This is a genomic window from Streptomyces sp. NRRL F-2580 (assembly GCF_000720115.1).
Classification (GTDB): Bacteria; Actinomycetota; Actinomycetes; order Streptomycetales; family Streptomycetaceae; genus Streptomyces.
The window spans coordinates 251,902-276,565 of the sequence record NZ_JOIR01000002.1; the positions used below are offsets into that span (position 1 = coordinate 251,902).

General features: G+C 72.0%; 19 protein-coding genes and 1 tRNA gene. 14 read left to right on the plus strand and 6 right to left on the minus strand.

All coding sequences use genetic code 11. The annotated features are described in order from the left end of the window. Positions 1-243: 243 nt before the first annotated feature. Entirely contained in the window at positions 244-1,770 is a 1,527-nt protein-coding gene (locus tag IF88_RS0102855; RefSeq protein ID WP_107050452.1) for a potassium/proton antiporter, read from the minus strand. 215 nt (positions 1,771-1,985) lie between these two features. Between IF88_RS0102855 and IF88_RS0102860 the strand changes: the two genes are divergently transcribed. Further along, on the plus strand, positions 1,986-4,847 hold the full coding sequence (locus IF88_RS0102860) for a penicillin acylase family protein (RefSeq protein WP_030706950.1): 2,862 nt from the start codon (positions 1,986-1,988) through the stop codon (positions 4,845-4,847). Here IF88_RS0102860 and IF88_RS0102865 read toward each other — a convergent pair. Next, positions 4,842-5,456, minus strand: coding sequence for a 5-formyltetrahydrofolate cyclo-ligase (locus IF88_RS0102865; RefSeq protein WP_051836336.1), 615 nt, complete (start codon positions 5,454-5,456; stop codon positions 4,842-4,844). The two genes, IF88_RS0102860 and IF88_RS0102865, sit on opposite strands and share 6 nt — an antisense overlap. Positions 5,457-5,550: 94 nt before the next feature. Here IF88_RS0102865 and galU point away from each other — a divergent pair, with 94 nt between their 5' ends. The 8 genes from galU to IF88_RS47620 all read left to right on the plus strand — a co-directional run bounded on the left by galU (position 5,551) and on the right by IF88_RS47620 (position 15,121). Then, on the plus strand, positions 5,551-6,453 hold the full coding sequence (gene galU, locus IF88_RS0102870) for a UTP--glucose-1-phosphate uridylyltransferase GalU (RefSeq protein ID WP_030706952.1): 903 nt from the start codon (positions 5,551-5,553) through the stop codon (positions 6,451-6,453). 4 nt (positions 6,454-6,457) lie between these two features. After that, a complete protein-coding gene (gene glp / locus IF88_RS0102875) occupies positions 6,458-7,816 on the plus strand; it encodes a gephyrin-like molybdotransferase Glp (protein ID WP_051836337.1) in 1,359 nt (452 codons plus the stop codon). A gap of 74 nt (positions 7,817-7,890) precedes the next feature. Beyond that, the gene (gene moaC, locus IF88_RS0102880; protein ID WP_030706954.1) at positions 7,891-8,370 is read left to right on the plus strand and encodes a cyclic pyranopterin monophosphate synthase MoaC; all 480 of its coding nucleotides are present in this window, start codon (positions 7,891-7,893) and stop codon (positions 8,368-8,370) included. A gap of 62 nt (positions 8,371-8,432) precedes the next feature. Further along, on the plus strand, positions 8,433-8,960 hold the full coding sequence (locus tag IF88_RS0102885; RefSeq protein ID WP_030706955.1) for a MogA/MoaB family molybdenum cofactor biosynthesis protein: 528 nt from the start codon (positions 8,433-8,435) through the stop codon (positions 8,958-8,960). Beyond that, positions 8,957-9,583, plus strand: a complete 627-nt coding sequence (locus IF88_RS0102890) for a GNAT family N-acetyltransferase (RefSeq protein WP_037805439.1) — start codon at positions 8,957-8,959, stop codon at positions 9,581-9,583. Before IF88_RS0102885 ends, IF88_RS0102890 begins: the two co-directional genes overlap by 4 nt. A 168-nt stretch (positions 9,584-9,751) precedes the next feature. Beyond that, entirely contained in the window at positions 9,752-10,786 is a 1,035-nt protein-coding gene (locus IF88_RS0102895; protein ID WP_030706957.1) for a membrane protein, read from the plus strand. Between the two features lie 78 nt (positions 10,787-10,864). Continuing rightward, a tRNA-Ala gene (locus IF88_RS0102900) sits at positions 10,865-10,938 on the plus strand. A gap of 193 nt (positions 10,939-11,131) precedes the next feature. Next, positions 11,132-15,121, plus strand: a complete 3,990-nt coding sequence (locus IF88_RS47620; protein ID WP_158754279.1) for a hypothetical protein — start codon at positions 11,132-11,134, stop codon at positions 15,119-15,121. A gap of 64 nt (positions 15,122-15,185) precedes the next feature. On the opposite strand, the gene IF88_RS0102910 is transcribed toward IF88_RS47620, so the two are convergent. Both IF88_RS0102910 and IF88_RS0102915 read right to left on the minus strand, forming a co-directional pair. After that, on the minus strand, positions 15,186-16,172 hold the full coding sequence (locus IF88_RS0102910) for an aldo/keto reductase (RefSeq protein ID WP_030706959.1): 987 nt from the start codon (positions 16,170-16,172) through the stop codon (positions 15,186-15,188). Between the two features lie 75 nt (positions 16,173-16,247). Further along, positions 16,248-17,246: a helix-turn-helix transcriptional regulator gene (locus IF88_RS0102915; RefSeq protein ID WP_234323424.1), complete on the minus strand. Its 999-nt coding sequence runs from the start codon at positions 17,244-17,246 to the stop codon at positions 16,248-16,250. Positions 17,247-17,392: 146 nt separating this feature from the next. On the opposite strand from IF88_RS0102915, the gene IF88_RS0102920 reads away from it, so the two are divergent. Beyond that, complete coding sequence (locus IF88_RS0102920; RefSeq protein ID WP_078892673.1) at positions 17,393-18,733, plus strand: CoA transferase; 1,341 nt, start codon at positions 17,393-17,395, stop codon at positions 18,731-18,733. A 116-nt stretch (positions 18,734-18,849) separates the two neighbouring features. Here IF88_RS0102920 and IF88_RS0102925 read toward each other — a convergent pair whose 3' ends face one another. Continuing rightward, complete coding sequence (locus tag IF88_RS0102925; RefSeq protein WP_030706962.1) at positions 18,850-19,341, minus strand: GNAT family N-acetyltransferase; 492 nt, start codon at positions 19,339-19,341, stop codon at positions 18,850-18,852. Between the two features lie 122 nt (positions 19,342-19,463). Here IF88_RS0102925 and IF88_RS0102930 point away from each other — a divergent pair, with 122 nt between their 5' ends. Continuing rightward, positions 19,464-20,267 carry an exodeoxyribonuclease III gene (locus tag IF88_RS0102930; protein ID WP_030706963.1) on the plus strand — a complete coding sequence of 268 codons (804 nt, stop codon included), beginning with the start codon at positions 19,464-19,466 and terminating at the stop codon, positions 20,265-20,267. Here IF88_RS0102930 and IF88_RS0102935 read toward each other — a convergent pair. Beyond that, complete coding sequence (locus tag IF88_RS0102935) at positions 20,249-20,956, minus strand: MerR family transcriptional regulator (protein WP_051836338.1); 708 nt, start codon at positions 20,954-20,956, stop codon at positions 20,249-20,251. The genes IF88_RS0102930 and IF88_RS0102935 overlap by 19 nt on opposite strands. Positions 20,957-21,082: 126 nt before the next feature. On the opposite strand from IF88_RS0102935, the gene IF88_RS0102940 reads away from it, so the two are divergent. Genes IF88_RS0102940 through IF88_RS0102950 form a run of 3 tightly spaced genes read left to right on the plus strand, consistent with a single transcriptional unit; the run spans position 21,083 to position 24,590 of the window. Next, on the plus strand, positions 21,083-22,786 hold the full coding sequence (locus IF88_RS0102940; protein ID WP_234323428.1) for a flavin-containing monooxygenase: 1,704 nt from the start codon (positions 21,083-21,085) through the stop codon (positions 22,784-22,786). Beyond that, a complete protein-coding gene (locus tag IF88_RS0102945) occupies positions 22,783-23,709 on the plus strand; it encodes an alpha/beta fold hydrolase (RefSeq protein ID WP_030706966.1) in 927 nt (308 codons plus the stop codon). The genes IF88_RS0102940 and IF88_RS0102945 overlap by 4 nt, the downstream gene beginning before the upstream one ends. After that, positions 23,706-24,590 carry an SDR family oxidoreductase gene (locus IF88_RS0102950; RefSeq protein WP_030706967.1) on the plus strand — a complete coding sequence of 295 codons (885 nt, stop codon included), beginning with the start codon at positions 23,706-23,708 and terminating at the stop codon, positions 24,588-24,590. The genes IF88_RS0102945 and IF88_RS0102950 overlap by 4 nt, the downstream gene beginning before the upstream one ends. Positions 24,591-24,664 lie beyond the last annotated feature (74 nt).

A 24,664-nucleotide genomic window follows, 5' to 3' on the forward strand; every position in this document is an offset into this window, starting at 1 on the left:
ACCTGGGCGCCCACTGCGGGAGGGAGCCACGGCCGCTTTGCGGTCGCGCCAGCTCTGCGTCAGGCAGAGTTGGTTCGATCTGTTGTGCCTTCATCGTACAGGGGATCCCACTACCACGCCCTGTGATTGCGCTGACAACCTGTGTCTTCACCTGCGATTAACGGGAGTTTCGCACGTGAGGGGCTTAGGGGTAGGGATGAAACCGGGCAGATCGCACTGAAAATAGCGAATTGGAACGTCGCTCTAACGGGATCTGGTCCCGTTCCCCGTGCCCAGCCACCCCGCCAGCTTGCCGCCGCGCGCCACCGCCCGCAGCCGCGCCTCGGCCGCGTCCCGTACCGGATCCGTCGCCACCACCAGCAGCTCGTCGCCACGCCGCAGCACGGTCGACGGCAGCGGTACGAAGCTCTTCGCGTCCCGGACCACCAGCGTGACCGAGGCCCCCGGCGGCAGCCGCAGCTCGCTCACCTCCACGCCGTGCATCCGCGAGGCGGGCGGGATCTCGAAGGAGAGCAGGTGTCCGCGCAGCTTCTCCAGTGGCGCCGACTCGATGCCGAGGTCGGAGGCGGTCTCCTCCCCCTTGCCGAGGTTCAGCTTGCGCGCCAGCCAGGGCAGGGTCGGCCCCTGCACCAGGGTGTAGACGACGACCAGGACGAAGACGATGTTGAAGACGCGGTCGCTGCCCTCGATCCCGGACACCATCGGGATGGTCGCCAGGATGATGGGCACGGCGCCGCGCAGGCCCGCCCACGACATCAGGGCCTGCTCCTGCCACGGGATCCGGAAGGGCAGCAGGCTGATGAAGACCTCCAGGGGCCGCGCCACCATCGTGAGCACCAGCCCGATGACCACGGCGGGCCAGAAGTCGTGGACCAGCTCGTGCGGGGTGACCAGCAGGCCCAGCAGCACGAACATGCCGATCTGGGCGATCCAGCCGAGCCCGTCCGCGAACCCCCGGGTGGCCGGCCAGTGCGGGAGCTTCGCGTTCCCGAGCACCATCGCGGCCAGGTACACCGCGAGGAAGCCGGAGCCGTGCGCGATCGCGCCGGCCGCGTACGCCGTGATGGCGATGGCCATGACGGCGATCGGGTAGAGGCCGGAGGCGGGCAGCGCGACGTGCCGCAGGCCGTAGGCGCCCAGGAAGCCCACGGTCAGGCCGATCGCGACGCCGATCGCCAGCTCCAGCGCGATCTTGCCGAGCAGGACGTACCAGTCGTCCACCGGGCCGACTGTGGAGAAGGCCACCACCAGGATGACGACGGGTGCGTCGTTGAAACCGGACTCGGCCTCCAGGACGCCCGTGATCCGGGAGGGCAGCGGGACCTTCCGCAGCACCGAGAAGACGGCCGCCGCGTCGGTCGAGGAGACGACCGCGCCGATCAGGAGGGCTTGCCGCCATTCCAGTCCGACCAGGTAATGCGCTCCTGCCGCCGTCACGCCCACGCTGACCGCGACGCCCACCAGGGAGAGGACGATCGCCGCCGGCAGGGCCGGCTTGATCTCTTTCCACTTCGTGCCCAGACCGCCCTCGGCGAGGATCACCACGAGTGCGGCGTAGCCGATGACCTGCGTCAGCTCGGCATTGTCGAATACGACGTTGCCTATGCCGTCCTGGCCTATCGCAACGCCTATGCCGAGGTAAATGAGCAGGCTGGGCAGGCCACTGCGTGAAGAGACGCGCACCGCCGCGACGGCGACGAGCAGTACGAGCGAGCAGACCAGCAGAAGCTCATTGAGCGTGTGGACAGTCAGTGGGCGGCCCTCCTCAATGCACCCGGCGGATCGATCCTCCCGGCGACAAGTTCGGCAAGTAGTTCGTTACTTTACCTAATCTTTGACGCGCCCTTTACGCGATACCCACATTGTGAAACGCCTCTTCGCCCCTGTCGTTCGGACCTCTACCCCTGGAGGATCAACGAAGCCGGTCCTGCGCCTATGGTTGCTCCCAGCACTCCCAGGACCACCCTGCCCCTCTAAGGACAGCGATGCCCGCCAACGAAACCGCTCCTCCCGCCAAGAAGAAGGGACGACGCGCCCGTCTGATCGTGCTCGTACTGGTCCTGGCGCTCTTCGCGGGCCTCGGCTACGGGGCGTACTGGGGCGTGGACAGCGTGCGCGCCTCCTTCCCCCAGACCACCGGCTCCCTCAAGGTGCCCGGCCTGACCGGGACCGTCGACGTCAAGCGCGACGCCAACGGCATTCCGCAGCTCTACGCCGACAACGACGACGACCTCTTCCGCGCGCAGGGCTTCGTGCACGCGCAGGACCGCTTCTGGGAGATGGACGTACGCCGCCACATGACCTCCGGGCGGCTCTCGGAGATGTTCGGCTCCGGCCAGGTCGAGACCGACGCCTTCCTGCGCACGCTCGGCTGGCGCCAGGTCGCGCAGGCCGAGTACGACACCAAGCTGTCGCCCGAGGCCAAGAAGTATCTGCAGGCCTACGCTGACGGGGTCAACGCGTACCTGAAGGGGAAGTCCGGCAAGGACCTCTCCGTCGAGCACGCGGCGCTCAAGCTGAGCGACGACTACCAGCCCGAGCAGTGGTCGCCGGTGGACTCGGTGGCCTGGCTCAAGGCGATGGCGTGGGACCTGCGCGGCAACATGCAGGACGAGATCGACCGCGCGCTGATGGCGAGCAAGCTCTCGCAGGCGCAGATCGACGAGCTCTACCCGCCGTACCCCTTCGACCGCAACAAGCCGATCGTCGAGGGCGGCAAGGTCGAGGGCGGCAAGTACACGCCCCAGGGCCCGGGCTCGACGGGCTCCGGTTCCGGCTCCAACGGCACGGGCTCGGGCAGCGGCACCGCCCTGGGCTCCCCGGCCTCCACGGGGACCGGAACCGGAACGGCCGCAGGATCCGGCCTCGCCGACAACGTCACCGCCCAGGGCGCGACCGTGGGCCTGCGCGACCAGCTGACCGCCCTCGCCGCCACCCTGGACAAGGTCCCCGCGATCCTCGGCCCCAACGGCAGCGGCATCGGCTCGAACTCCTGGGTCGTCTCGGGCAAGTACACGACCACCGGCAAGCCGCTGCTCGCGAACGACCCGCACCTGTCCCCGCAGCTGCCCTCGGTCTGGTACCAGATGGGCCTGCACTGCCGCACCGTCTCGGCCCAGTGCCAGTACGACGTGGCCGGCTACACCTTCTCCGGCATGCCGGGCGTGGTCATCGGCCACAACGCCGACATCGCCTGGGGCATGACCAACCTCGGCGCCGACGTCACCGACCTCTTCCTGGAGCAGGTCAAGCCCGAGGGCTACGTCTACGACGGCAAGGTGCTCCCCTTCACCACCCGTGAAGAGGTCATCAAGGTCGCGGGCGGCGACAGCAAGAAGATCACCGTCCGCACCACCAACAACGGTCCGCTCGTCTCCGACCGCAGCGAGGAGCTCGCCACGGTCGGCACCCGGGCCCCCGTCGCCAGCTCCGCCCCCGACCGCGGCGACGGTTACGCCGTCGCCCTGCGCTGGACGGCGCTGGACCCGGGCAAGACCATGGACGCGGTCTTCAAGCTCGACCGGGCCAAGAACTTCGACGACTTCCGCAAGGCGGCCGCCGACTTCGACGTGCCCTCGCAGAACCTGATCTACGCCGACAACAAGGGCCTCACCGGCAACATCGGCTACCAGGCCCCGGGCCGCATCCCGATGCGCAACCAGGGCGACGGCCGGATGCCCGCCCCCGGCTGGGACTCCAAGTACGCCTGGAAGGGCAGCAAGGACGGCAACGCCGGCTACGTCCCGCAGAGCGAGATGCCCTTCGACTCCAACCCGTCGCGCGGCTACATCGTCACCGCCAACCAGGCCGTCGTGGAGAGCGGGACCGGCGCGGGCAAGTACCCGTACCTGCTGACCACCGACTGGGGCTACGGCGCCCGCAGCCAGCGGATCAACGACCTCATCGAGGCGAAGATCAAGGACGGCGGGAAGATCTCGACCGACGACATGCGCACCATGCAGATGGACAACAGCAGCGAGATCGCCGCGCTGCTGACCCCGATGCTGGCGAAGATCCAGGTCTCCGACCCGGGCGTGCGCGCCGCGCAGAAGCTGCTGGACGGCTGGAACTACACGCAGGAGCCCGACTCGGCGGCCGCGGCCTACTTCAACGCGGTCTGGCGCAACATCCTCAAGCTGTCCTTCGGCGACAAGATGCCCAAGGAGCTGCGGATCGAGGGCAGCTGCATGAACGTCCTCGGCAACGGCACCGGTCCCGCCGACGATCTCGCCAAGACCGTCCGCGAATGCGGCACCCGCGGCACCGACTCGGCGCAGCCGGACGGCGGCGACCGCTGGTTCGAGGTGGTCCGCCGCCTGGTCAAGGACGAGAAGTCGCAGTGGTGGAGCTCGCCGAGGACCCTGACCCAGCCCGCGACCACCACCCGCGACGAGCTCTTCGCCCGGGCCATGAAGGACGCCCGCTGGGAGCTCACCGCCAAGCTCGGCAAGGACCAGTCCACCTGGAGCTGGGGCCGGCTGCATCAGCTGAACCTGAAGAACCAGACGATCGGCACCGAGGGCCCCGGCTTCATGCAGTGGCTCCTCAACCGCGGCCCGTGGAACCTGGGCGGCGGCGAGGCCACCGTCAACGCCACCGGCTGGAACGCCTCCAGCGGGTACGGGGTCACGTGGGTGCCGTCGATGCGGATGGTCGTGAACCTCAACGACCTCGACAAGTCCCGCTGGATCAACCTGACGGGCGCCTCGGGGCACGCGTACAACTCCCACTACACGGACCAGACGACGCTGTGGGCCAAGGGAGAGCTGCTGGAGTGGCCCTTCGGCAAGGACGCCGTCGAGAAGGCCACGGTCGACACCCTGACCCTCAATCCGGCCGGTTCATGAGCTGAAGCGGCGCACCCCCGACGGGGTCGCCACCGCTTGTACGGGGTGGTCGTGCGGTTCCTCCGGGACCCGCGCGACCACCTCGTCGTCGTAGAGGAGCACCACCAGCGCGGGACGGACCCCGGCGCGCTCCAGCCGCTCCAGCACGCGGTCGTACGAGCCCCCGCCGCGGCCGAGCCGCATGCCGCGCCCGTCGACGGCGAGGCCGGGCAGCAGCACGGCGTCGGCCCCGGTCACCGCGTCGGGTCCCAGCGCCGGGCCGGTGGGCTCCAGCAGGCGCATCTTCCCGGGGTGGGCGGCCTCGGCGAGGCTCAGCGGGCCTTCGTACGCCGCCCAGTCGAGGTCGTTGTCGGGCAGCAGCAGGGGCAGCAGCACGCGCTTGCCGGCCGCGCGCAGGGCGTCGAGGAGTGCGCGGGTGCCGGGTTCGGTGCCGACGGAGACGTACGCCGCCACCGTCTGCGCCTCGGCCAGTTCGGGCAGTTCGAGGGCCCTGACGGCGAGTTGCGCGGCGGCCGTGCGGCAGGTTCCGGGGGACAAGGCGCGACGGGCGGCCAGGAGTTCGCGGCGCAGCCGGGCCTTGGCGGACGCGGTGGACGGGTTCTCGGTCACGAGGAAATCAAATATCCTTGCGAATCGGGTCATACGTGGATCTACCTGCTGCGATCTCGTCTGGCGTTCGGCAGGACCCACTATCGTTCGGGGCATGACTATGTTGCACCCCGTGATCAAGAAGGCCGTGATTCCGGCCGCGGGCCTCGGTACTCGCTTCCTTCCGGCGACCAAGGCGACCCCGAAGGAAATGCTCCCGGTCGTGGACAAGCCGGCCATCCAGTACGTGGTGGAGGAGGCCGTCGCGGCCGGGCTCGACGATGTCCTCATGATCACTGGGCGTAACAAGCGTGCCCTGGAAGACCACTTCGACCGGAACTACGAGCTGGAGTCGGCTCTCATCGCCAAGGGCGACGACGACCGCCTGAAGAAGGTCCAGGAATCCAGCGACCTCGCGACCATGCACTACGTCCGTCAGGGCGACCCGCGGGGCCTCGGCCACGCGGTGCTCTGCGCCGAGCCGCACGTCGGCCGCGAGCCCTTCGCCGTCCTGCTCGGTGACGACCTCATCGACCCGCGCGACCCGCTGCTGCGTCAGATGGCCGACATCTACGCCCGCACCGGCGGCACCGTCATCGCGCTCATGGAGGTCGACCCGGCCAGCGTCCACCTCTACGGCTGCGCCGCCGTCGAGGCCACCGACGAGCAGGACGTGGTCCGCATCACCGGCCTCGTCGAGAAGCCGGAGCCCGAGGACGCGCCCAGCAATTTCGCGGTCATCGGACGCTACGTCCTCAACCCCGCGATCTTCGACATACTGCGGGAGACCGAGCCGGGCCGCGGCGGGGAGATCCAGCTCACCGACGCCCTGCAGAAGCTTGCCGCCGACGAGAGCGTCGGCGGCCCGGTGCACGGCGTGGTCTTCCGGGGCCGTCGCTACGACACCGGGGACCGCGGCGACTACCTGCGGGCCATCGTCCGCCTCGCGTGCGAGCGCGAGGACCTCGGCCCCGAGTTCCGCACCTGGCTTCACCGTTACGTCACGGAGGAGATGTAGCACCTTGAGCAGTTCCGCACCGCAGCATCCACGACCGGCGGGCGGCCACCGTCTGTGGTCCGTGGACGAGCACCTCGCGGACGTCCTCACGGCCGTCCGGCCGCTGGAGCCCATCGAGCTCCAGCTGCTGGACGCCCAGGGCTGTGTCCTGGTCGAGGACGTCACCGTGCCCGTCGCCCTCCCGCCCTTCGACAACAGCTCCATGGACGGCTACGCCGTCCGCACGGCCGACGTCCAGGGTGCGAGCGAGGAGTTCCCCGCGGTGCTGACGGTCATCGGGGACGTCGCGGCGGGCAGCGGTGAGCTGCCCACCGTGGGCCCCGGCGAGGCCGCCCGGATCATGACCGGCGCCCCGCTGCCGCCCGGTGCGGAAGCCGTCGTACCGGTGGAGTGGACCGACGGCGGCACGGGCGGCGGCGCGGTCGCCGGGATGACCCCGGCCAGCGCGGCCCCCGAGCAGGCGGGCGGCGAGGTGCGGGTGCACCGCGCCGCCGAGGTGCGAGCGCACGTCCGCGCGCGCGGCAGCGACGTACAGGCCGGTGACCTGGCGCTGGCAGCCGGGACCGTCCTCGGGCCGCCGCAGATCGCCCTGCTGGCCGCCATCGGGCGCGGCACCGTACGGGTCCGGCCGCGGCCGCGCGTGGTGGTCCTGTCCACCGGCAGCGAGCTGGTCCAGCCCGGCGAGGCGCTCACCTCGGGCACGATCTACGACTCCAACAGCTTCGCGCTCGCCGCGGCCGCCCGGGACGCCGGAGCCATCGCCTACCGCGTCGGCGCCGTCGCGGACGACGCCGACACCCTGCGCGCCACCATCGAGGACCAGCTGATCCGTGCCGACCTGCTGGTCACCACGGGCGGAGTCAGCGTCGGCGCGTACGACGTGGTCAAGGAGGCGTTGTCCTCCGTCGGCGCGGGCGACGAGGCCTCCGGGGACGTGGACGGCGCCGGGATCGACTTCCGCAAGCTCGCCATGCAGCCCGGCAAGCCTCAGGGGTTCGGCACGATCGGCCCGGACCACACCCCGCTGCTGGCCCTGCCCGGCAACCCGGTGTCCTCGTACGTCTCTTTCGAGCTGTTCGTGCGCCCCGCGATCCGCACCCTGATGGGCCTGCCGGAGTCCGAGGTCCGGCGGCCGAGCGTCCGGGCGGTGCTGACGGCCGACAAGGCGCTCGGCTCCCCGGCCGGCCGCCGCCAGTTCCTGCGCGGCAAGTACGACGCGGAGAGCGGAACGGTCAGCCCGGTCGGCGGATCGGGCTCCCACCTGATCGCCGCGCTGGCGCACGCCGACTCGCTGATGGTCGTACCGGAGGACGTCACCTCGGTGGAGCCCGGGACCGAGCTGGAAGTGGTCCTGCTCGGCTGAAGTGCGGCCGGTGCGGGTAGCGTGTTGCACCACACAGGCCCCTCGGGGGCCCGGACGGAAGCGACGCGCAGAGTATGAGCACGCAGAGCAGGCTGACCCATATCGACGAGGCCGGCGCGGCCCGGATGGTCGACGTCTCCGAGAAGGACGTCACCACCCGGACGGCCCGGGCCAGTGGACGGGTGCTGGTCTCCCCCCGGGTGATCGAGCTGCTGCGCGGCGAGGGCGTCCCCAAGGGTGATGCCCTCGCCACCGCGCGGATCGCCGGGATCATGGGGGCGAAGAAGACCCCCGACCTGATCCCGCTCTGCCATCCGCTGGCGGTCTCCGGCGTGAAGGTCGACCTCAAGGTCGCCGACGACGCCGTCGAGATCCTCGCCACCGTGAAGACGACCGACCGTACGGGCGTCGAGATGGAGGCGCTGACCGCCGTCGCCGTCGCCGGCCTCACCGTGATCGACATGGTGAAGGCGGTCGACAAGGGCGCGGTCATCACGGACGTCCGGGTGGAGGAGAAGACCGGCGGCAAGTCCGGCGACTGGGCGCGCTCGTGAACGCCCCGCGCGGCGGTGAGGTGCACAGCCACGTCGGCCACGTCCCGCAGACCCAGGAACCCGTGGCCGCGGCCGCACCCGCCGCCACGGGCCGGGCGCTCGTCGTCACGGCCTCCAACCGGGCCTCGCAGGGCGTGTACGCCGACAAGGGCGGCCCGCTGCTGGCGCAGGCGCTGGAGGAGCTCGGTTTCACGGTGGACGGCCCGCGGGTCGTCCCGGACGGCGATCCCGTCGAGCAGGCGCTGCGCGAGGGCGTGGCCGGCGGCTACGACGTCATCCTGACCACCGGCGGGACCGGGATCTCGCCGACGGACCGCACCCCCGACGCCACCGCGCGCGTGCTGGACTACGAGATCCCCGGGATCCCGCAGGCCATCCGCGCCGAGGGCCTGGCGCAGGTGCCGACCGCGGCCCTGTCCCGGGGCCTCGCGGGAGTCGCGGGGCACACCCTCATCGTCAACCTCCCCGGTTCGACGGGCGGGGTGCGCGACGGCCTCGCCGTCCTCTCCCGCATCCTTCCGCACGCCGTGGACCAGATCCGGGGCGGCGATCACCCCAGACCGGCGGGACCCTCCGGGAGCGAGAGCTGAACGGCCCCTCCTGGCCGGTCGTCCTGACGGACGGCGACGTGACCCTCCGGCCGATAAGACTGCGGGACCAGAAGGCCTGGCGCGAGGTCAACCGGCGCAACCGGGACTGGCTCCGGCCGTGGGAGGCGACGATCCCGCCGCCCGCGCCGTGGGGGCCGGTGGTGCAGCGGCCCACGTACCGCCAGATGGTCCGCCATCTGCGGGCGGAGGCGAACGCGGGCCGGATGCTGCCCTTCGTCATCGAGTACCAGGGCCGTCTGGTGGGCCAGCTGACGGTCGCCGGGATCACCTGGGGCTCGATGTGCGCGGCCCACGTCGGCTACTGGGTGGACCGCGAGGTGGCCGGCCGCGGCGTGATGCCCACCGCGGTCGCGCTGGCGGTGGACCACTGCTTCGGGAAGGTCGGCCTGCACCGGATCGAGGTGTGCATCCGCCCCGAGAACGGGCCGAGCCGGCGGGTCGTGGAGAAGCTGGGCCTGCGCGAGGAGGGACTGCGTCCGCGGTACCTGCACATCGACGGGGCCTGGCGCGACCACCTCGTCTACGCGGTCACGGTGGAGGAGGTGCCGGAGGGGCTGCTGCGCCGCTGGCACCGGGCGCGGCACAAGACACCCCCGAAATAGATAACCGAATATCTGTTCGAATTAATGGGACGGCAAGGGGCCGGGGACCGATTCGCCCATAACCTGATCCGAAGAATCACAAAAAAAGTCCGTGATATCAGCGAGATCGCGCGACACACCGGCCCAATTGGCCGATCCCCCCGCCCACGCCCCTCTACGGTGTGAGGTGTGAGCAGCAGCGGCCTCATCTACGCAGTCATTGTCGGGGCCTGGGCCGCCTACTTGGTGCCCATGTGGCTCCGGAGGCAGGACGAGCTGAACGAGGCCCGTCCGACGGAACGCTTCTCCACTGCCATTCGGCTGCTTTCCGGCCGGGCGGGAATGGAGCGCCGTTACGCCAAGGGGCTGCGTGAGCGCGGTGACGAGGAGGCGGGGCCCCAGCCCCACGCGGACCCGGACGCCGCGACGGAAAAGGTGAATTCCGTCGACGCCGACGCCCGGGCCGTTGGCGTGCCCCCGACCAGGGCGGAGCCGAGACCGGCCGCCGCCGAGCGGGAGCAGCGCGCGGAGCGGGCCCGGCGCGAACAGCGCCTCCAGGTCCTCGCACGCCGCCGGCGCACCACCGCGCTCCTCTTCCTGGTCTTCACCCTCGGCGCGGTCGTCGCGGCGGTGGGCGGCCTGCGCTTCCTGTGGGCCCCCGCGGTGCCCGCCCTCCTGCTGAGCGCGTACATCGTGCACCTGCGGGTCCAGGAGCGGCGGCGCTACGAGTTCACGATGGACCGGCGACGCGCCGAGGCGGCCGCGCGGCAGCTGCGCGAGAACCGGCCGCGGCGCCGCGACTCCGGGGACACCGCCCCCGCGGGCGCCGAACCGGACCCTGCACCACCGGTCTCCCCGCAGGAGGCCGGGCGGCGCGCGCTCGTCGAGCAGACCGACCACGCCGAGTGGGTGGACCAGCAGCGCGAACGCGAACGCGGCCCCGCCCGCGGTGACAGCTGGGAGCCGGTCCCGGTCCCGCTGCCGACGTACGTGACGGCCCCGGTCGCCCCCCGCGCCACCGGCCCGGCCGCCCCGGACGGCTGGAGCGCGACCCGCTCCAGCACGGCCGAGCCGACGGAACCCCGCCTGCGCGCGCAGCCCGCGGCCCCCAAGCCGGACGCGAAGCCGCAGACCACCCCGCGCCCCCGCGGCCAGGCCGGCGGCCGCACCCCGCTGTTCGACCAGTACGAGAGCGACGACCGCCCGCGCGCCGCCAACGAGTGATCGGTGACCTGCGCGGACGCTCCGGGAAACGCGTTTTGGAGCAGCCGCGCGGGGATGCTAATGTTTCACACGTCGCAAGGGCCTGTGGCGCAGTCTGGTAGCGCACCTCGTTCGCATCGAGGGGGTCTGGGGTTCAAATCCCCACAGGTCCACAGACGATGAAGATCCCGCCCGATCGTAAGATCGGGCGGGATCTTCTGCTTTTCCGGCGCTTTCCCGCGCTTCCCGCTGAGACCGTACCGGCGGGTAAACCCCTGCGTTCCTTCAGCCACTGGCCGATAAACTCCGCCTGCCCGTAACTCCCGTGATGGTCACCGGGGTCGGGCTGCTTTGACTGGGGGGTTCATGAGCTTGCTGCCGATCGGCAGAAGACCGCGGGACAGACGGGGGAGAGGGGCCCGCGCGGGTGTCGTCTCCGGGGCGTTGCTGCTCGCCGTCCTGACCGCCTTCACCGGCCAGACCGGAGCCGCGTTCGCGGCGGCCGCGCCGCCCGGGGCCACCGCCTCGGCGCAGGCGGAGCCCGCCGCGCCGGCCGGGCCCAAGGCGCCGCCGAAGGCGGACCCGAAGGCCGACCACGAGGCCGCCGTGCGTGCGCTCGGCAAGAGCGACGCCGCCGAGACCTGCCCCGCGGCCCTCGTGGCGCACACGACCGTCACCTGCACGGTCGACCCGTACAAGACCGCCTCCTTCACGCTCGCACTGCCGCAGCAGAAGGACGTCGTCCTGTACCAGGTCGTCACCCAACGCTGGGCCAACCACAAGCTGGTGGCCCCGGACGGCACCACGGTCACCTGTGAGAACGTCCTCGGCTCCGGCAGCGCCGGCGGGGCGCAGCGCTGCCCCACCGGCACGGCCGGCACGTACAAGCTGGAGGTCACGGACTCCTACGGTGCGCAGAACGCCATCTCCGTGTCGTACGTCCCGCTGCTCTCCTCCACCGCCTGCAAGGCGGTCGGCGCCGCCGACCGCAAGCTCGGCGCCCCGACCGTGTTCCACGGCTCGCCGGCCGCCGGTTCGGCGGGCGACTGCTACACGCTGGACCTGGCCGCGAACGACGTGCTGCGCAGCTACGCGTCCACGTACCGGGTGGGTCAGGACGTCTACGACGCCACCGGCAAGATGGTCTGCGGCACGGACAGCCACCGTGGCGAGACCCTCGACTGCAAGCTCACCGGTACCGCGCCGTACCGGATGTCGGTGCTCCAGGGCTCCGGCACCGCCGAGGACTACGACCTCACCGTGGCCCGGCTCTCCAAGCCCGAGGGCTGCGCGGTGGTGGAGCCGCAGGCGTTCGGGGCCGCCCCGGACCTGAGCTCCACGGCCCGCTGCCGCACCCTGCGGGTGGCGCAGGCCGCGCACCACACGTTCGCTCCGGTCGCCTCCGCGAGCGTTCCGTACGGCGCGCTGTTCGACGCCCAGGGCGCCGCGATCACCGCCTGCGGGCAGGGCGCCTGCGACCTGACCCCCGGTGACCACACCTGGGCCGTCGACCCCCGGAGCACCGACGCCGGCGCGTTCGGGATGGCCTTCCACTCCGCCAAGGAGACCCGCGGCTGCACCGCGACGCACGACAACGGCCTGGTGGCCGGTCCGGCCACCGGCACCTTCGGCGGGCCCGGGCAGCGGCTCTGCCTGACCCTGCCGACGGCGACCGGCAACGGTGTCTACCTGCTCAACCGGCCGCCCGCCGAAGGCACCAGCGCGGCCGTCACGGTCTACGACGCCGCCGGTGCCAAGCAGTGCGAGGAGGACGGCTACGCCTACTACGTCTGCAAGCTGACCGGGACCGCCCCCTTCCGCGCGGTCCTGAGCGGCACGGAGTCCCGGGCGTTCCGGCTGGTCATCCACCGGACCGGCGAGACCGCGGGCTGCGCCGCGTGGCCGCAGACCGGGTTCGACGGGTCCTGGGGGGCCGAGGTCCCGCTCGGCGGGGAGACCCGGCAGCAGTGCCTGAGCCTGCCGGCCGACAAGCACTCCACGGCCGAGATGCTCGACTACACCAACGAGCAGAACAAGGTGAACGGCACGATCCAGGTGGTGGACCCCTCGGGCAGCACGGTGTGCTCGACCGTCGGCGGTTCGACCACCACCTGCGCTCTCGGCGCCGGAGTGCCGTACACCGCCATGGTCGTCTTCACCGGCTGGGGAACGGACACCTACAAGGTGGTCCGGCGTGACATCTCGCCGACCGCGAAGTGCACCGCGCCCGCCTCGACGACGGTCACCGGCCAGTCGACCTCCTTCGACCTGACGTCGGCCCTGGACGCCCGCTGCCTCCGGGTCACCGGCGCCGCCACGGACAAGTTCTGGCTGAGTTCGCGGACCCTGGAGGACCCGCGGTACGCACCGTCGACGCTGCTGACGGCGGTCGATTCCAACGGGAAGCTCGCCTGCCGCCAGTGGGGCCTGTCCTGCCGGGTCACCGGGTCGACGTCGTACGTCGTGATCGTGCTCGCCTCCGGCTACCGGGACAAGCCGATCCACACCAACGTGGACACCTGGAAGGTCGGCACGGCCACCGGATGGGCGCCGGAGTGCACGGCCAACCCCGTCTCCGTCAAGGGCTTCCCGGCGCGGAGCGGAGTGCTCTCCGAGTCCTCGACGGGCTACTGCGCCGTGGTCGACGTGAAGCCCAATCAGGCCTTCAAGGTCGCCGGAAACAGCAGCACGACCAACAGCGAGCACCCGTCCCTGAACCTGCACGGTGCGGCTCAGTGGGCGAGTACCGGCGTCGAGTTCCAGTGCACCCAGTTCGCGGGCGTGTTCGGCGCCCGGTGCCTGACCCTCGGGAACGCCGAGGCCGGCCAGGCCGTACTCCTGATGAGCGCAGGCCGCAGCGCCACGCCCGTGGAGTACAGCATGCAGGGGCTGTGCGACTCCGAGTGCACCCTCCCGCAGCCGGGGGCCGTGCCCACGTCCATCAGCCCGGCGACGGGCGCCGCCGGCACGCGGACCCACGCCGTCGTGCACGGTACGGGGCTCACCCTGGACACCAAGCTCCACCTGGTGCGCAGTGACACGGCCGGCGACCCGAGGCCGGTCATGAAGGTGCTCTCCGTGAACGCCGACGGCACCGCGCTCGACGTGCTGGTCGACACCAACGGGCTGGCGCCGGGCACCTACGACGTCGCGCGCGACAACTACGTGCCCACTCCCGGAGTGCCTTCCGCGGGCTACCTGCCGAAGGCGTACACGGTGACGGCCGCGGCGGCGCTCTCCAAGAGCCGGTTCGTGCCGATCGCTCCCTCGCGGTTCCTGGACACGCGTGACGGCACCGGGGCCGACAAGGCCCGCGTCGGTCCCGGTGGGGTCGTGACGCTCCAGGTGGCCGGTGTGAAGGGCGTCCCGGCGAGCGGGGTGACCGCGGTCGTCATGAACGTGACCGCCGTCAACCCGACCGAGGCGGGCCACGTGATGGTCTACCCGAACGGGCAGCCGAAGCCCGCCGTGTCGAACCTCAACTTCTCGGCCGGGCAGATCGTGCCCAACCTGGTGACCGTCCCGGTCGTCAACGGCAAGGTGGACCTGCGCAACAACGCCGGTTCGGTCGACCTGATCGCGGACGTCACCGGGTACTACACCGACAAGGCGGCCACCGGTTCCCCCCTGACGCCGATCACGCCCACCCGGTTCCTGGACACGCGTGACGGCACCGGGGCCAACAAGGCGCGCGTCGGCCCCGGTGGGGTCGTGACGCTCCAGGTGGCCGGTGTGAAGGGCGTCCCCGCGAGCGGGGTGACCGCGGTCGTCATGAACGTGACCGCCGTGAGTCCGACCGAGGCCGGCCACGTCACCGTCTACCCGAACGGGCAGGCGGCCCCCGGGGTGTCGAACCTCAACTTCACCGCCGGGCAGGTCGTCCCGAACCTGGTGACGGTCCCGGTCGTCAACGGCAAGGTGGACCTGCGCAACAACTCGGGCTCCGTGGACCTGATCGCGGACGTCACCGGGTACTACTCGGCCACCGGGTCGACGTTCTCGGCCGGTTCGCCGGTGCGGCTGCTGGACACCCGCTACGGTCTCGGCGCCCGCGCCGGATCCGTCGGCCAGGGCGGCGTCGTCAGCCTGCAGGTCGCCGGCGTCGAGGGCGTACCGCTGACCGGGGTGACCGCGGTGGTCCTGAACGTCACCGTCACGGCGCCCACGCAGGACGGCCACCTGATCGTCCAGCCGCACGGGGTGCCGCGTCCCAACGTGTCGAACCTCAACTTCACGGCCGGACAGACGGTCTCCAACCTGGTGGTCGTCCCCGTCGTGGACGGCCGGGTGACCTTCTACAACAACACCGGTTCCGCCGATGTGATCGCCGACCTGAACGGCTGCTTCACCTCCTGACGGACCCGCGGAAACCACGAAGGGCCCGCCCGGTCACACGACCGGGCGGGCCCTTCGGCGTCGGTCAGTTCACCGAGTCGAGCCGGGCGCGCTGCTCCGCGGTGAGGTCGAGGTCCACCGCGCCCAGGTTCTCCTCCAGCTGGGCCACCGAGGAGGCGCCGATCAGGGGGAGGATCGGGATGTCGCCGCCCATCAGCCAGGACAGGACGACCTGGTTGACGGTGGCGCCCGTCTCGGCGGCGACCTCGCGGACCGCGTGGAGGCGGGGGCTGGTGCCCGCGTGGTCGAAGCCGGGGCCCAGGGGCTTGTCGGTGCGGACGTAGGCGCCGGCGATCAGCGGGGAGTACGAGACCTGGGTGAGGGACGGGTTGTCCCGGAGGTAGCTGAGCAGGTCGCCGCTGACCAGGCCCTGGTTGCCGTCGGGCGAGCGCAGGCTGGGCACGTCGGTGCGCTGGCGCAGGTAGCTGTGGTGGTGCTGGAGCACCTCGTAGCCGGGTACGCCGGCCGCCGCGGCCAGCGTACGGGCGCGTTCCACCCGCCAGGCCCAGTGGTTGCTCGCGCCCAGCAGACCCGCCGTGCCGTCCGCGACGACCTCGGCGAAGCCCCGGACGGTCTCCTCCAGCGGGGTGCGCTCGTCCATGATGTGCGCGTACAGCAGGTGGATGCGCTCTATGCCGAGCCGCTCCCGGCTGCGCTCCGCGGACTCCCGGATGACCTTGGCGGACAGGCCCTCCACGTCGAGGCTGAAGCCGCTGGTGGGCTGGTTGGGGCGGGCGCCGAGCTTCGTGGCGACGGTGATCTCGTCGCCGCCGCCGCGGCTGCGCAGCCAGCGGCCGACCAGCGCCTCGCTCTCGCCGCCCTGGGTGCCGTTGACCCAGAACGCGTAGTTGTTGGAGGTGTCGATGAAGGTACCGCCCGCCTCGGCGAAGCGGTCGAGGATCGCGTACGCGGTGGCCTCGTCGACGGTGGTGCCGAAGGTCATCGTGCCGAGACTCAGCACGCTCACTTCGCGGCGGGTCTCGGCAGCGGTGCCGATGACACGGTATTTCACGGTGATGCCTTTCGATTCAGGGAACTGGACGCGTCCGCACGTGCGCACGGTCCGGGGAAGGCGAAGCGGTTCTCCTCACCGGCCCGTTGACGACCGCTCGTCGAGGAAGCCGCTCCGGGCGATGAGGTACGCGAGTTGCGCGCGGCTGCGGCTGCCGAACAGTTCGGCCGCCCAGCGCATGTGGTTGGACACGCTGCGCGGGCTCATGCCGAGCCGCGCGGCGATCGCCTCGTCGGTGTGGCCGTTGACCATGTGGCGCAGGATCGTACGGCGGACGTCGTCGGTGAGCTCGGCCGGCAGCCTGCCGGCCGGGTCGTCCCGCAGCGGCGCGGCGCGCTGCCAGGCGTGGTCGAAGATGCCGGCGAGGTAGCGGACGACCCCGGGGTGCTCGATGGCCAGGGCGACCTGGCTGCGCTCCGCGCCCGGGTCGGGGACGAAGGCGATCCTGCGGTCGCAGATGATCAGCCGGTCGAACACCTCGTCCAGGGTGCGGACCTCGCCGCCCGCCCGCGAGATCTGCTCCACGTAGGCCAGCGTGGGCTGGTGGGAGCGGACGGTGTGCTCGTAGATGGTGCGCTGGCGGACGCCGCGGCCGAGCGCGGCGAGATCGCTGGGGAGCGCCTCGTCGAGCGTCCTCTGCGGGCGTCCGCCGCCCGGCTGGGCGGTCAGCAGTTCGTCCTGGCAGGCCTGGACGGCCGCGGCGACGGTGGCGGTGATGGTGCCCGGACCCCGCACCGTGCGGACCGGATGGGCGTCCGTGCGGTCGTAGCTCTCCAGGTAGACCTCCTGGGCGCGGGAGATCGAGGTGCGGACGGCCTCCAGGGCGTTCCTCTTCTCCTCGATGGCCCGTTCCAGGCGGTCCACGCGGGCGTCGGCCGCGAGCCGGGGCGGGACGGGGGCGAGGGAGCCGTCGGGCAGCCGCCGGACGAGCCCCAGGTCGAGCAGGCACGGAGGGCAGTCGCCGTCGGGATCCCACCCCCGCAACAGGTCCGCGTAGTGCCGGAGGCCGTCCGTGCAGATCTCGCCGCCACCGGCCCCGGTGGTGGCGCCCGCGTCGCTCGTGTCCGTGTCCATGCACATATGTCCACCCTGCTGGTTTGCGCAATGCGTGATCATCCTGCCTGCCGGCCGCTGACTACGGGAACGCCTGGCGCCACCATGAATTCCCGGGGGTGAACCGCATCGGGCCATAGGCCGGGAAGGTGGGAAATGATGGGGTCATGGGGATCAGTGACGAACGGGACAGTGGGACGGCGGGAGCCTGGGCGGCCCTCGGAGGAGCACCGGAGCTCGTCCGCCGAGTCCGCTTCACCGGAGCCGGCGACCTCGAAGAAGGGCCGCTGCCGGTGCGGGAGTTGGCGCGAGCCACTGTGAGTGTCTGCGGACTGGCGGCGGGCGAGCTCGCCGCGGCGCGGGGCGCAGGCGCGCCGGGGGACGCGCCTCCCCTCGTGGTGGACGAGGGCGCGGTCGCGACGGCCTTCGTCAGCGAACGGCACCTGCGCGTGGAAGGCCGGGCGCCGGTGACCTTCGCCCCGCTGTCGGGCTTCTGGCAGGCCGCCGACGGATGGGTCCGTACGCACGCCAACTACCCACACCACCGGGCCGCGTTGGTGCGTTCGCTGGGACTGCCGTCCGCGACACCGGAGGCGCTGCGCGCCGCGGTGGCGGCACGGACGGCCGTCGAAGTGCAGGAACTCGCGTACGGGGCGGGCGGACTCGCCGTCGCCGTGACGCGGGAGTACGGGGCACCACAGCCGCTGGTGGAGTGCGTACGGCCGGCCGGCGCGCGGGGGCGGACGCTCGGCGCGGCCCCGTCAGGTCGACCCGCCACGGGGGTGCGGGTGCTGGACCTGACGCGGGTCATCGCCGGGCCCGTCGCGACGCGGACGCTCGGGCTGCTGGGGGCGGACGTACTGCGGATCGACTCGCCGGGGCTGCCGGAGGCGGACGACGCGTACGCGGACACCGGCTTCGGGAAGCGGTCGGCGCGGCTGGACCTGACGGCGCCCGGGGACCGGGCGGTCTTCGAAGGGCTGCTGGCCGAGGCCGACGTGGTCGTGAGCGGGTACCGGCCGGGGGCGCTGGAACGCCTCGGGCTCGGGGCGGCGGACCTGCTGGAGCGGCGGCCCGGGCTGGTGGTGGCCGAGCTGTGCGCGTGGGGGTGGACGGGGCCGTGGGCGGCGCGCCGGGGGTTCGACTCGCTGGTGCAGGCCGGGTACGGGATCGCCGCACGCTGTGCGGGTGCCGGGGGTGTGCCCGGGGTGTTGCCCGCGCAGGCGCTGGACCACGGGACCGGGTACCTGGTGGCGGCGGGTGTGCTCCGGGCGCTGGCGGGTGGGGGTGGGCAGCGGCTGCGGTTCTCCCTGGCGGGGACGGCGTCGTGGCTGGTGCGGGATCTGGCGCCGGTGCCGGGGGCCGGCGGCGCGTATGAGGCGGAGCCGTGGCTGCGGGAGGCCGGGTCGGGGTACGGGGTGGTGCGGCACGCCGCCAGTCCCTTCGGGGAGTGGGAGCGTGGGCCGTCGCGGTGGGGCACGGACGCCGCCGCCTGGCTCCCGCGGTAGGCCGGCCGCGCGCCGGCTGCTGGGGGCGCTGCCCCCAGACCCCCGCGCCTCGAACGCCGACGGGGCTGATGAGAGCGCCTCGAACGCCGGCGGGGCTGGATTTGGCCCGGCGGGGCTCAGCGCAGCGGCTTCGCCATGCAGCGGCTGGAGTCGTGGAAGCGGTAGTGGCCGAACTTGCGGGACATCGTGTAGCCCGCGGAGAGGTAGAGGGCTATCGCTTCCGGCTGCTGGTCGCCCGTTTCGAGGACCATGCGGAGGCGGCCCGCCGCACGGGCGTCGGCTTCCAGGGCGGCCAGGATGCGGCGGGCCAGGCCCAGGCCGCGGGCTTCCGGGACGACGTACATGCGCTTGAGTTCGGCGTCGCCGTCCGAGTAGCCCTCGTCGTTCTCGTCCTGGACGCGCCAGCCGCCGCTCGCCACCGGGGCGCCCGTGGCGTCGTACGCCAGGAGGTACAGGCCGCGCGGCGGGTCGAACATCGCCGGGTCCAGGAACGTCGCATCGCCCTCGCCGTCGTACCGCTGCCGGTACTCGAGCTGGACCTGGTCGTTGAGTTTGACCGCGTCCGGGTGGTCGTACGGCACGGTGCGGAGCTGGATCCGGTGAGGCATTCGAACATCGTACGGAACCCTTCCGTCGGGCCCCCGCCCCGGCGCCCGCGGTGAGACGGGAACGCCCGGCAGGGGGCCGGCGGGTAGGCTGCCCCCGTTTTGTGCGATGTGGGGAGCTTGTTTTGATCACTGTGACGTCCGTGAATGTGAATGGGATCCGCGCCGCCGCCAAGAAGGGCTTCGGGGCGTGGCTCCAGGGCTCCGACGCCGACGTGGTCTGCCTCCAGGAGGTGCGGGCCGAGGCAGCGCAGATTCCGGAGGAGGTCCGGACTCCCGCGGGCTGGCACACCGTGTTCGCGCCGGCCGCCGCCAAGGGGCGGGCCGGAGTCGCGCTCTACACGCGGCGGGCGCCCGAGCGGGTGCAGATCGGATTCGGCAGTGACGAGTTCGACGCGAGCGGGCGGTACGTCGAGATCGATCTCCCCGGTGTGACCGTGGCCAGCCTCTACCTGCCCTCGGGCGAGGCCGGGACGGCGAAGCAGGACGAGAAGTACCGGTTCATGGACGAGTTCCTGACGTACCTCGCCGCGCTGAAGGTGCGGGCCGCCGCCGACGGGCGCGAGGTCGTGGTCTGCGGTGACTGGAACATCTGCCACCGCGAAGCCGACCTCAAGAACTGGAAGACGAACCGGAAGAACGCGGGCTTCCTGCCCGAGGAGCGGGAGTGGCTCGGCAAGGTGTACGCCGAGGCCGGGTACGTGGACGTGGTGCGCGAGCTGCACCCGGACACCGAGGGCCCGTACTCCTGGTGGTCGTACCGGGGCCGTGCCTTCGACAACGACGCCGGCTGGCGGATCGACCTCCAGGTGGCGACGCCCCGGCTGGCCGCCAAGGCCGTCAAGGCCTTCGTGGAGCGGGCCGAGACGCACCCCGAGCGCTGGTCGGACCACGCTCCCGTGACGGTCGTCTACGAACTGGGTTCCTGACCGGCGGCGGAGGCCGGCAGGCGGTCCATCGCCATCGTCAGCTCGGCCTCGACCACGCTCTTCGCCAGCGGACGCAGCCGGGTGAGCGCGTCCGGTGAGGGCGAGATGTGGGTCGATATCAGCTCGGTGAACAGGAGCGCCATCGCGTCCGCGTGCTCGCGGACGCGGCGCCCGGTCTCCAGGACCGCTGCCAGCGGGACGCCCTCGCGGACCAGGGCCGAGGAGACGTCCAGCAGCCGCCGGCTGACGTGGACGATCGCGTCGCCGTCGACGGCGAGGTAGCCGAGGTCCAGGGAGGCCGCCAGGTTCTCCGGGGTGACCTCGCCCTCGAAGTAGTCGGCCAGTGCCTCCGGGGTGAGCCGCACCGGGGTCTCCTCCGACCAGCCGATGCCGAGCAGCTCGCCGAGCTGGCTGACGTCGCGGCCGCTCTCGAAGGCGGCGGTCAGCTCGGCGATGCCGCCGAGCGTGTGACCGCGCTCCAGCAGGGCGGCGATGGTGCGCAGCCGGGCCAGGTGGTGCTCGTCGTACCAGGCGATCCGCCCCTCGCGGCGCGGCGGTGGGAGCAGTTTGCGCTCGCGGTAGAAGCGCAGGGTGCGGACCGGGATGCCGGCCGCCTCGGCCAGCTCCTCCGTTCGGTACTCGCGCACCGTCTTGGCTTCCGTCTTCGCTTCCGTCTCATCCTTCGCCACAGGCGCACCTTATGGCGTACCGACAGTAACTTTCCCGGCGTGACCCCTACCCATGAGTACGGGGCTGCTCTACCCTCCCGATTGTGCCAGTGATTGCTGGCAGTGTTCCGATGGTATCTGCGGATGATGCGGAAGGCGGCGGGCATGGGCGGCAAGGACGAGCGCGGGCGCGAGCACGTACGGGTGGCGGTGATCGGGTCGGGCTTCGGCGGGCTCGGCGCGGCCGTACGCCTGCGGCGCGAGGGGATCACGGACTTCGTCGTCCTGGAACGGGCCGACTCGGTCGGCGGCACCTGGCGCGACAACAGCTATCCGGGCTGCGCGTGCGACGTCCCCTCGCACCTGTACTCCTTCTCCTTCGCGCCCAACCCGGACTGGCCGCGCACCTTCTCCGGCCAGCCGGCCATCCGCTCCTACCTGGAACACGTCGCCGACACCTTCGGGCTGCGCCGGCACATCCGGCTGGACTCCGAGGTCCGGTTGATGCGCTGGGACGCCGACGAGCTGCACTGGGAGATCGAGACCTCCTCCGGGCACCTCACCGCCGACGTCGTCGTCTCGGCGACCGGGCCGCTCTCCGATCCGAAGATGCCGGAGGTCCCCGGGCTCGCCGAGTTCCCCGGCAAGGTCTTCCACTCCGCCCGCTGGGACCACGACTACGACCTGCGCGGCAAGCGCGTCGCCATGATCGGCACCGGCGCCTCCGCCATCCAGATCGTGCCCGCCATCGCCCCCGAGGTGGAGCGCCTCACCCTCTTCCAGCGGACCCCGCCGTGGGTCATGCCCCGCACCGACCGGGCCATCACCGCCGTCGAGCGCTGGCTCCACCGCCAGCTGCCCTTCACCCGGGCGGCCCGTCGCGGGCTGCTGTGGGGGCTCCGGGAGCTCCAGGTCAGCGCCTTCACCAAGCGGCCGAACCAGCTCGGGCTGATCGAGTCGCTGGCCAAGGCCAACATGGCCCGCTCGATCAAGGACCCGGCGCTGCGCGCCAAGCTGACGCCGTCCTACCGGATCGGCTGCAAGCGGATCCTGCTCTCCAGCGAGTACTACCCGGCCCTGGCCCGGCCCGACGTGGACCTCGTCGCCTCCGGCCTGAAGGAGATCCGCGGCTCGGTGCTGGTCGCCGCCGACGGGACCGAGACCGAGGTCGACGCGATCATCTTCGGGACCGGCTTCCACGTCACGGACATGCCGATCGCCGACCGGGTGGTCGGCGCGGACGGACAGACCCTCGCGGACGCCTGGAAGGACGGGATGCAGGCGCTGCGCGGGGCGACCGCGGCCGGTTTCCCCAACTGGATGACGATCATCGGCCCGAACACCGGGCTCGGGAACAGCTCGATGATCCTGATGATCGAGTCGCAGCTCAACTACATGGCGGACTACCTGCGTCAGCTCGGCGTGCTGGGCGGGAAGGTCGCGCTGGCCGCGCGCCCCTCCGCCGTGAACCAGTGGAACCGGCAGGTGCAGGCCCGCATGGAGCGGACCGTGTGGAACACCGGCGGCTGCACCAGCTGGTACCTGGACGCGCAGGGCCGCAACACGACCGTCTGGCCGGGCACTACGGGCGAGTTCCGCCGGGAGACGCGGAGCGTCGACATGGCGGAGTACGAGGTCGTACGGGTGCGGGAGCGCGAGTTGGTCCCGGCGGTGGCGGCTGCCGCCGCGCCGAAGCCGCCGCGTCGCTCCCGCGGGGACGCCGTGGGGGCCGGTGCCGCACCGCTGCCGGGGGCGCTGCCCCCGGACCCCCGCGCCTCAGACGCCGGCGGGGCCGCAATGGCCGAAGGCGGAGCCTCAAAGGCAGGCTTCGGGGCGGAGGAGGTCGCGTGAGCCGGTTGACGCACGTCACCTCCGGGCCCTACTCGCCGCCCGCCGCGCGGCGGGAGCTCGTCGCGGACTCCGCCGACGGGGCCCGCCTGCACGTCGAGGTGCACGGGGACGAGGGCGCGCCGGCCGTGGTGCTGGCGCACGGCTGGACCTGCTCCACCGCGTTCTGGGCCGCGCAGGTACGGGCCCTGGCCGCCACCCACCGGGTCATCGCCTACGACCAGCGCGGCCACGGGCGCAGCCCCGCCGCCCGGGTGCACAGCACCACCGCCCTCGCCGACGACCTCGTGGCGGTGCTCGGCGCCACCTTGGCCCCCGGGGAGCGGGCGGTCGTCGCCGGGCACTCCATGGGCGGCATGACGATCATGGCGGCTGCCGGTCGGCCGGAGTTCGCCGAGCACGCCGCGGCCGCGCTGCTGTGCAGCACGGGCAGTTCCCGGCTGGTCGGCGAGGCGCGGGTGCTGCCGGTGCGCGCCGGGCGCGCCCGGACTCGCGTCACCGGCGCGGTCCTGGGGTCCCGCGCCCCCCTCGGGCCGGTCACGCCCGTCGCCAGGAAGATCCTCAAGTACGCCACCATGGGCCCCGGCTCCGCGCCCGACAAGGTCGAGGCGTGCGCCCGTATCGTCCACGCCTGCCCCACCGGGGTGCGCCACGCCTGGTCCAAGGTGCTGGCCGGGCTGGACCTCGACGCCGAGGTGGCCCGCCTCACCGTGCCCACCGCCGTCATCGGCGGCACCGCCGACCGGCTCACCCCGATCGTGCACGCCCGCGAGCTCGCCGCCGCGCTGCCGAACTGCGTGGGCCTCACCGAGCTCACCGGCATGGGGCACATGACCCCGGTCGAGGCGCCCGAGGCCGTCACCCGGGCCGTGCGGGAGTTGACCGAGCTGTATCTCCACACCACCGAGAAGGAGAAGACGCCGTGAGTGCTCGCAGGAGTCTGGAAGGCCAGGTCGCCGTCGTCACCGGCGCCGCCCGCGGGGTCGGCGAGCTGCTCGCCCGCAAGCTCTCCGCCCGCGGGGCGCGGATCGCCCTCGTCGGCCTGGAGCCGGAGGCCCTCAAGGAGGTCTCCGAGCGGCTGCACACCGACAGCGACCACTGGTACGCCGACGTCACCGACCACGAGGCCATGGCCCGCGTCGCGCAGGAGGTCAAGCAGCGCTTCGGCAAGGTCGACATCGTCGTCGCCAACGCGGGCGTGGCCGCCGGCGGGCCGTTCGCCGACTCGGACCCCGACGCCTGGCGCCGGGTCATCGAGGTCAACCTCATCGGCGGGGCCGTCACCGCCCGCGCCTTCCTGCCCGTACTGACGGAGAGCCGCGGCTACTTCCTGCAGATCGCCTCGCTCGCCGCGATCACCCCGGCGCCGATGATGACCGCCTACTGCGCGTCCAAGTCGGGCGTCGAGGCCTTCGCGCACTGCCTGCGCGCCGAGGTCGGCCACAAGGGCGTCAAGGTCGGCGTCGGCTACCTCTCCTGGACGGACACCGACATGGTGCGCGGGGCCGACCAGGACGAGGTCATGCGGGAGCTGCGCCGGCGGCTGCCCTGGCCGTCGAACCGCACGTACCCGCTCGGCCCCGCCGTCGACCGGATCGTCGCGGGCATCGAGCGGCGCTCTGCGCACGTGTACGCGCAGTGGTGGCTGCGCGGGATGCAGGGGGTGCGCGGGTACCTGCCCGGGCTCATCGCCACGGTCGGACAGCGCGAGATGAAGCACTTCGAACCGCGGCTGTCCGGTGTTTCCAAGGGACTTGTGGGGGCCGGCGGGGCCGCGGACGAGAAGGAGCGCACGCAGCGTCACTGATCGAAATGCGAGCTTTGTCCGTCCGTGCAAGTCTGGTCGAGGCCCCACCACCAACACCCCTCATGGAGTGAACA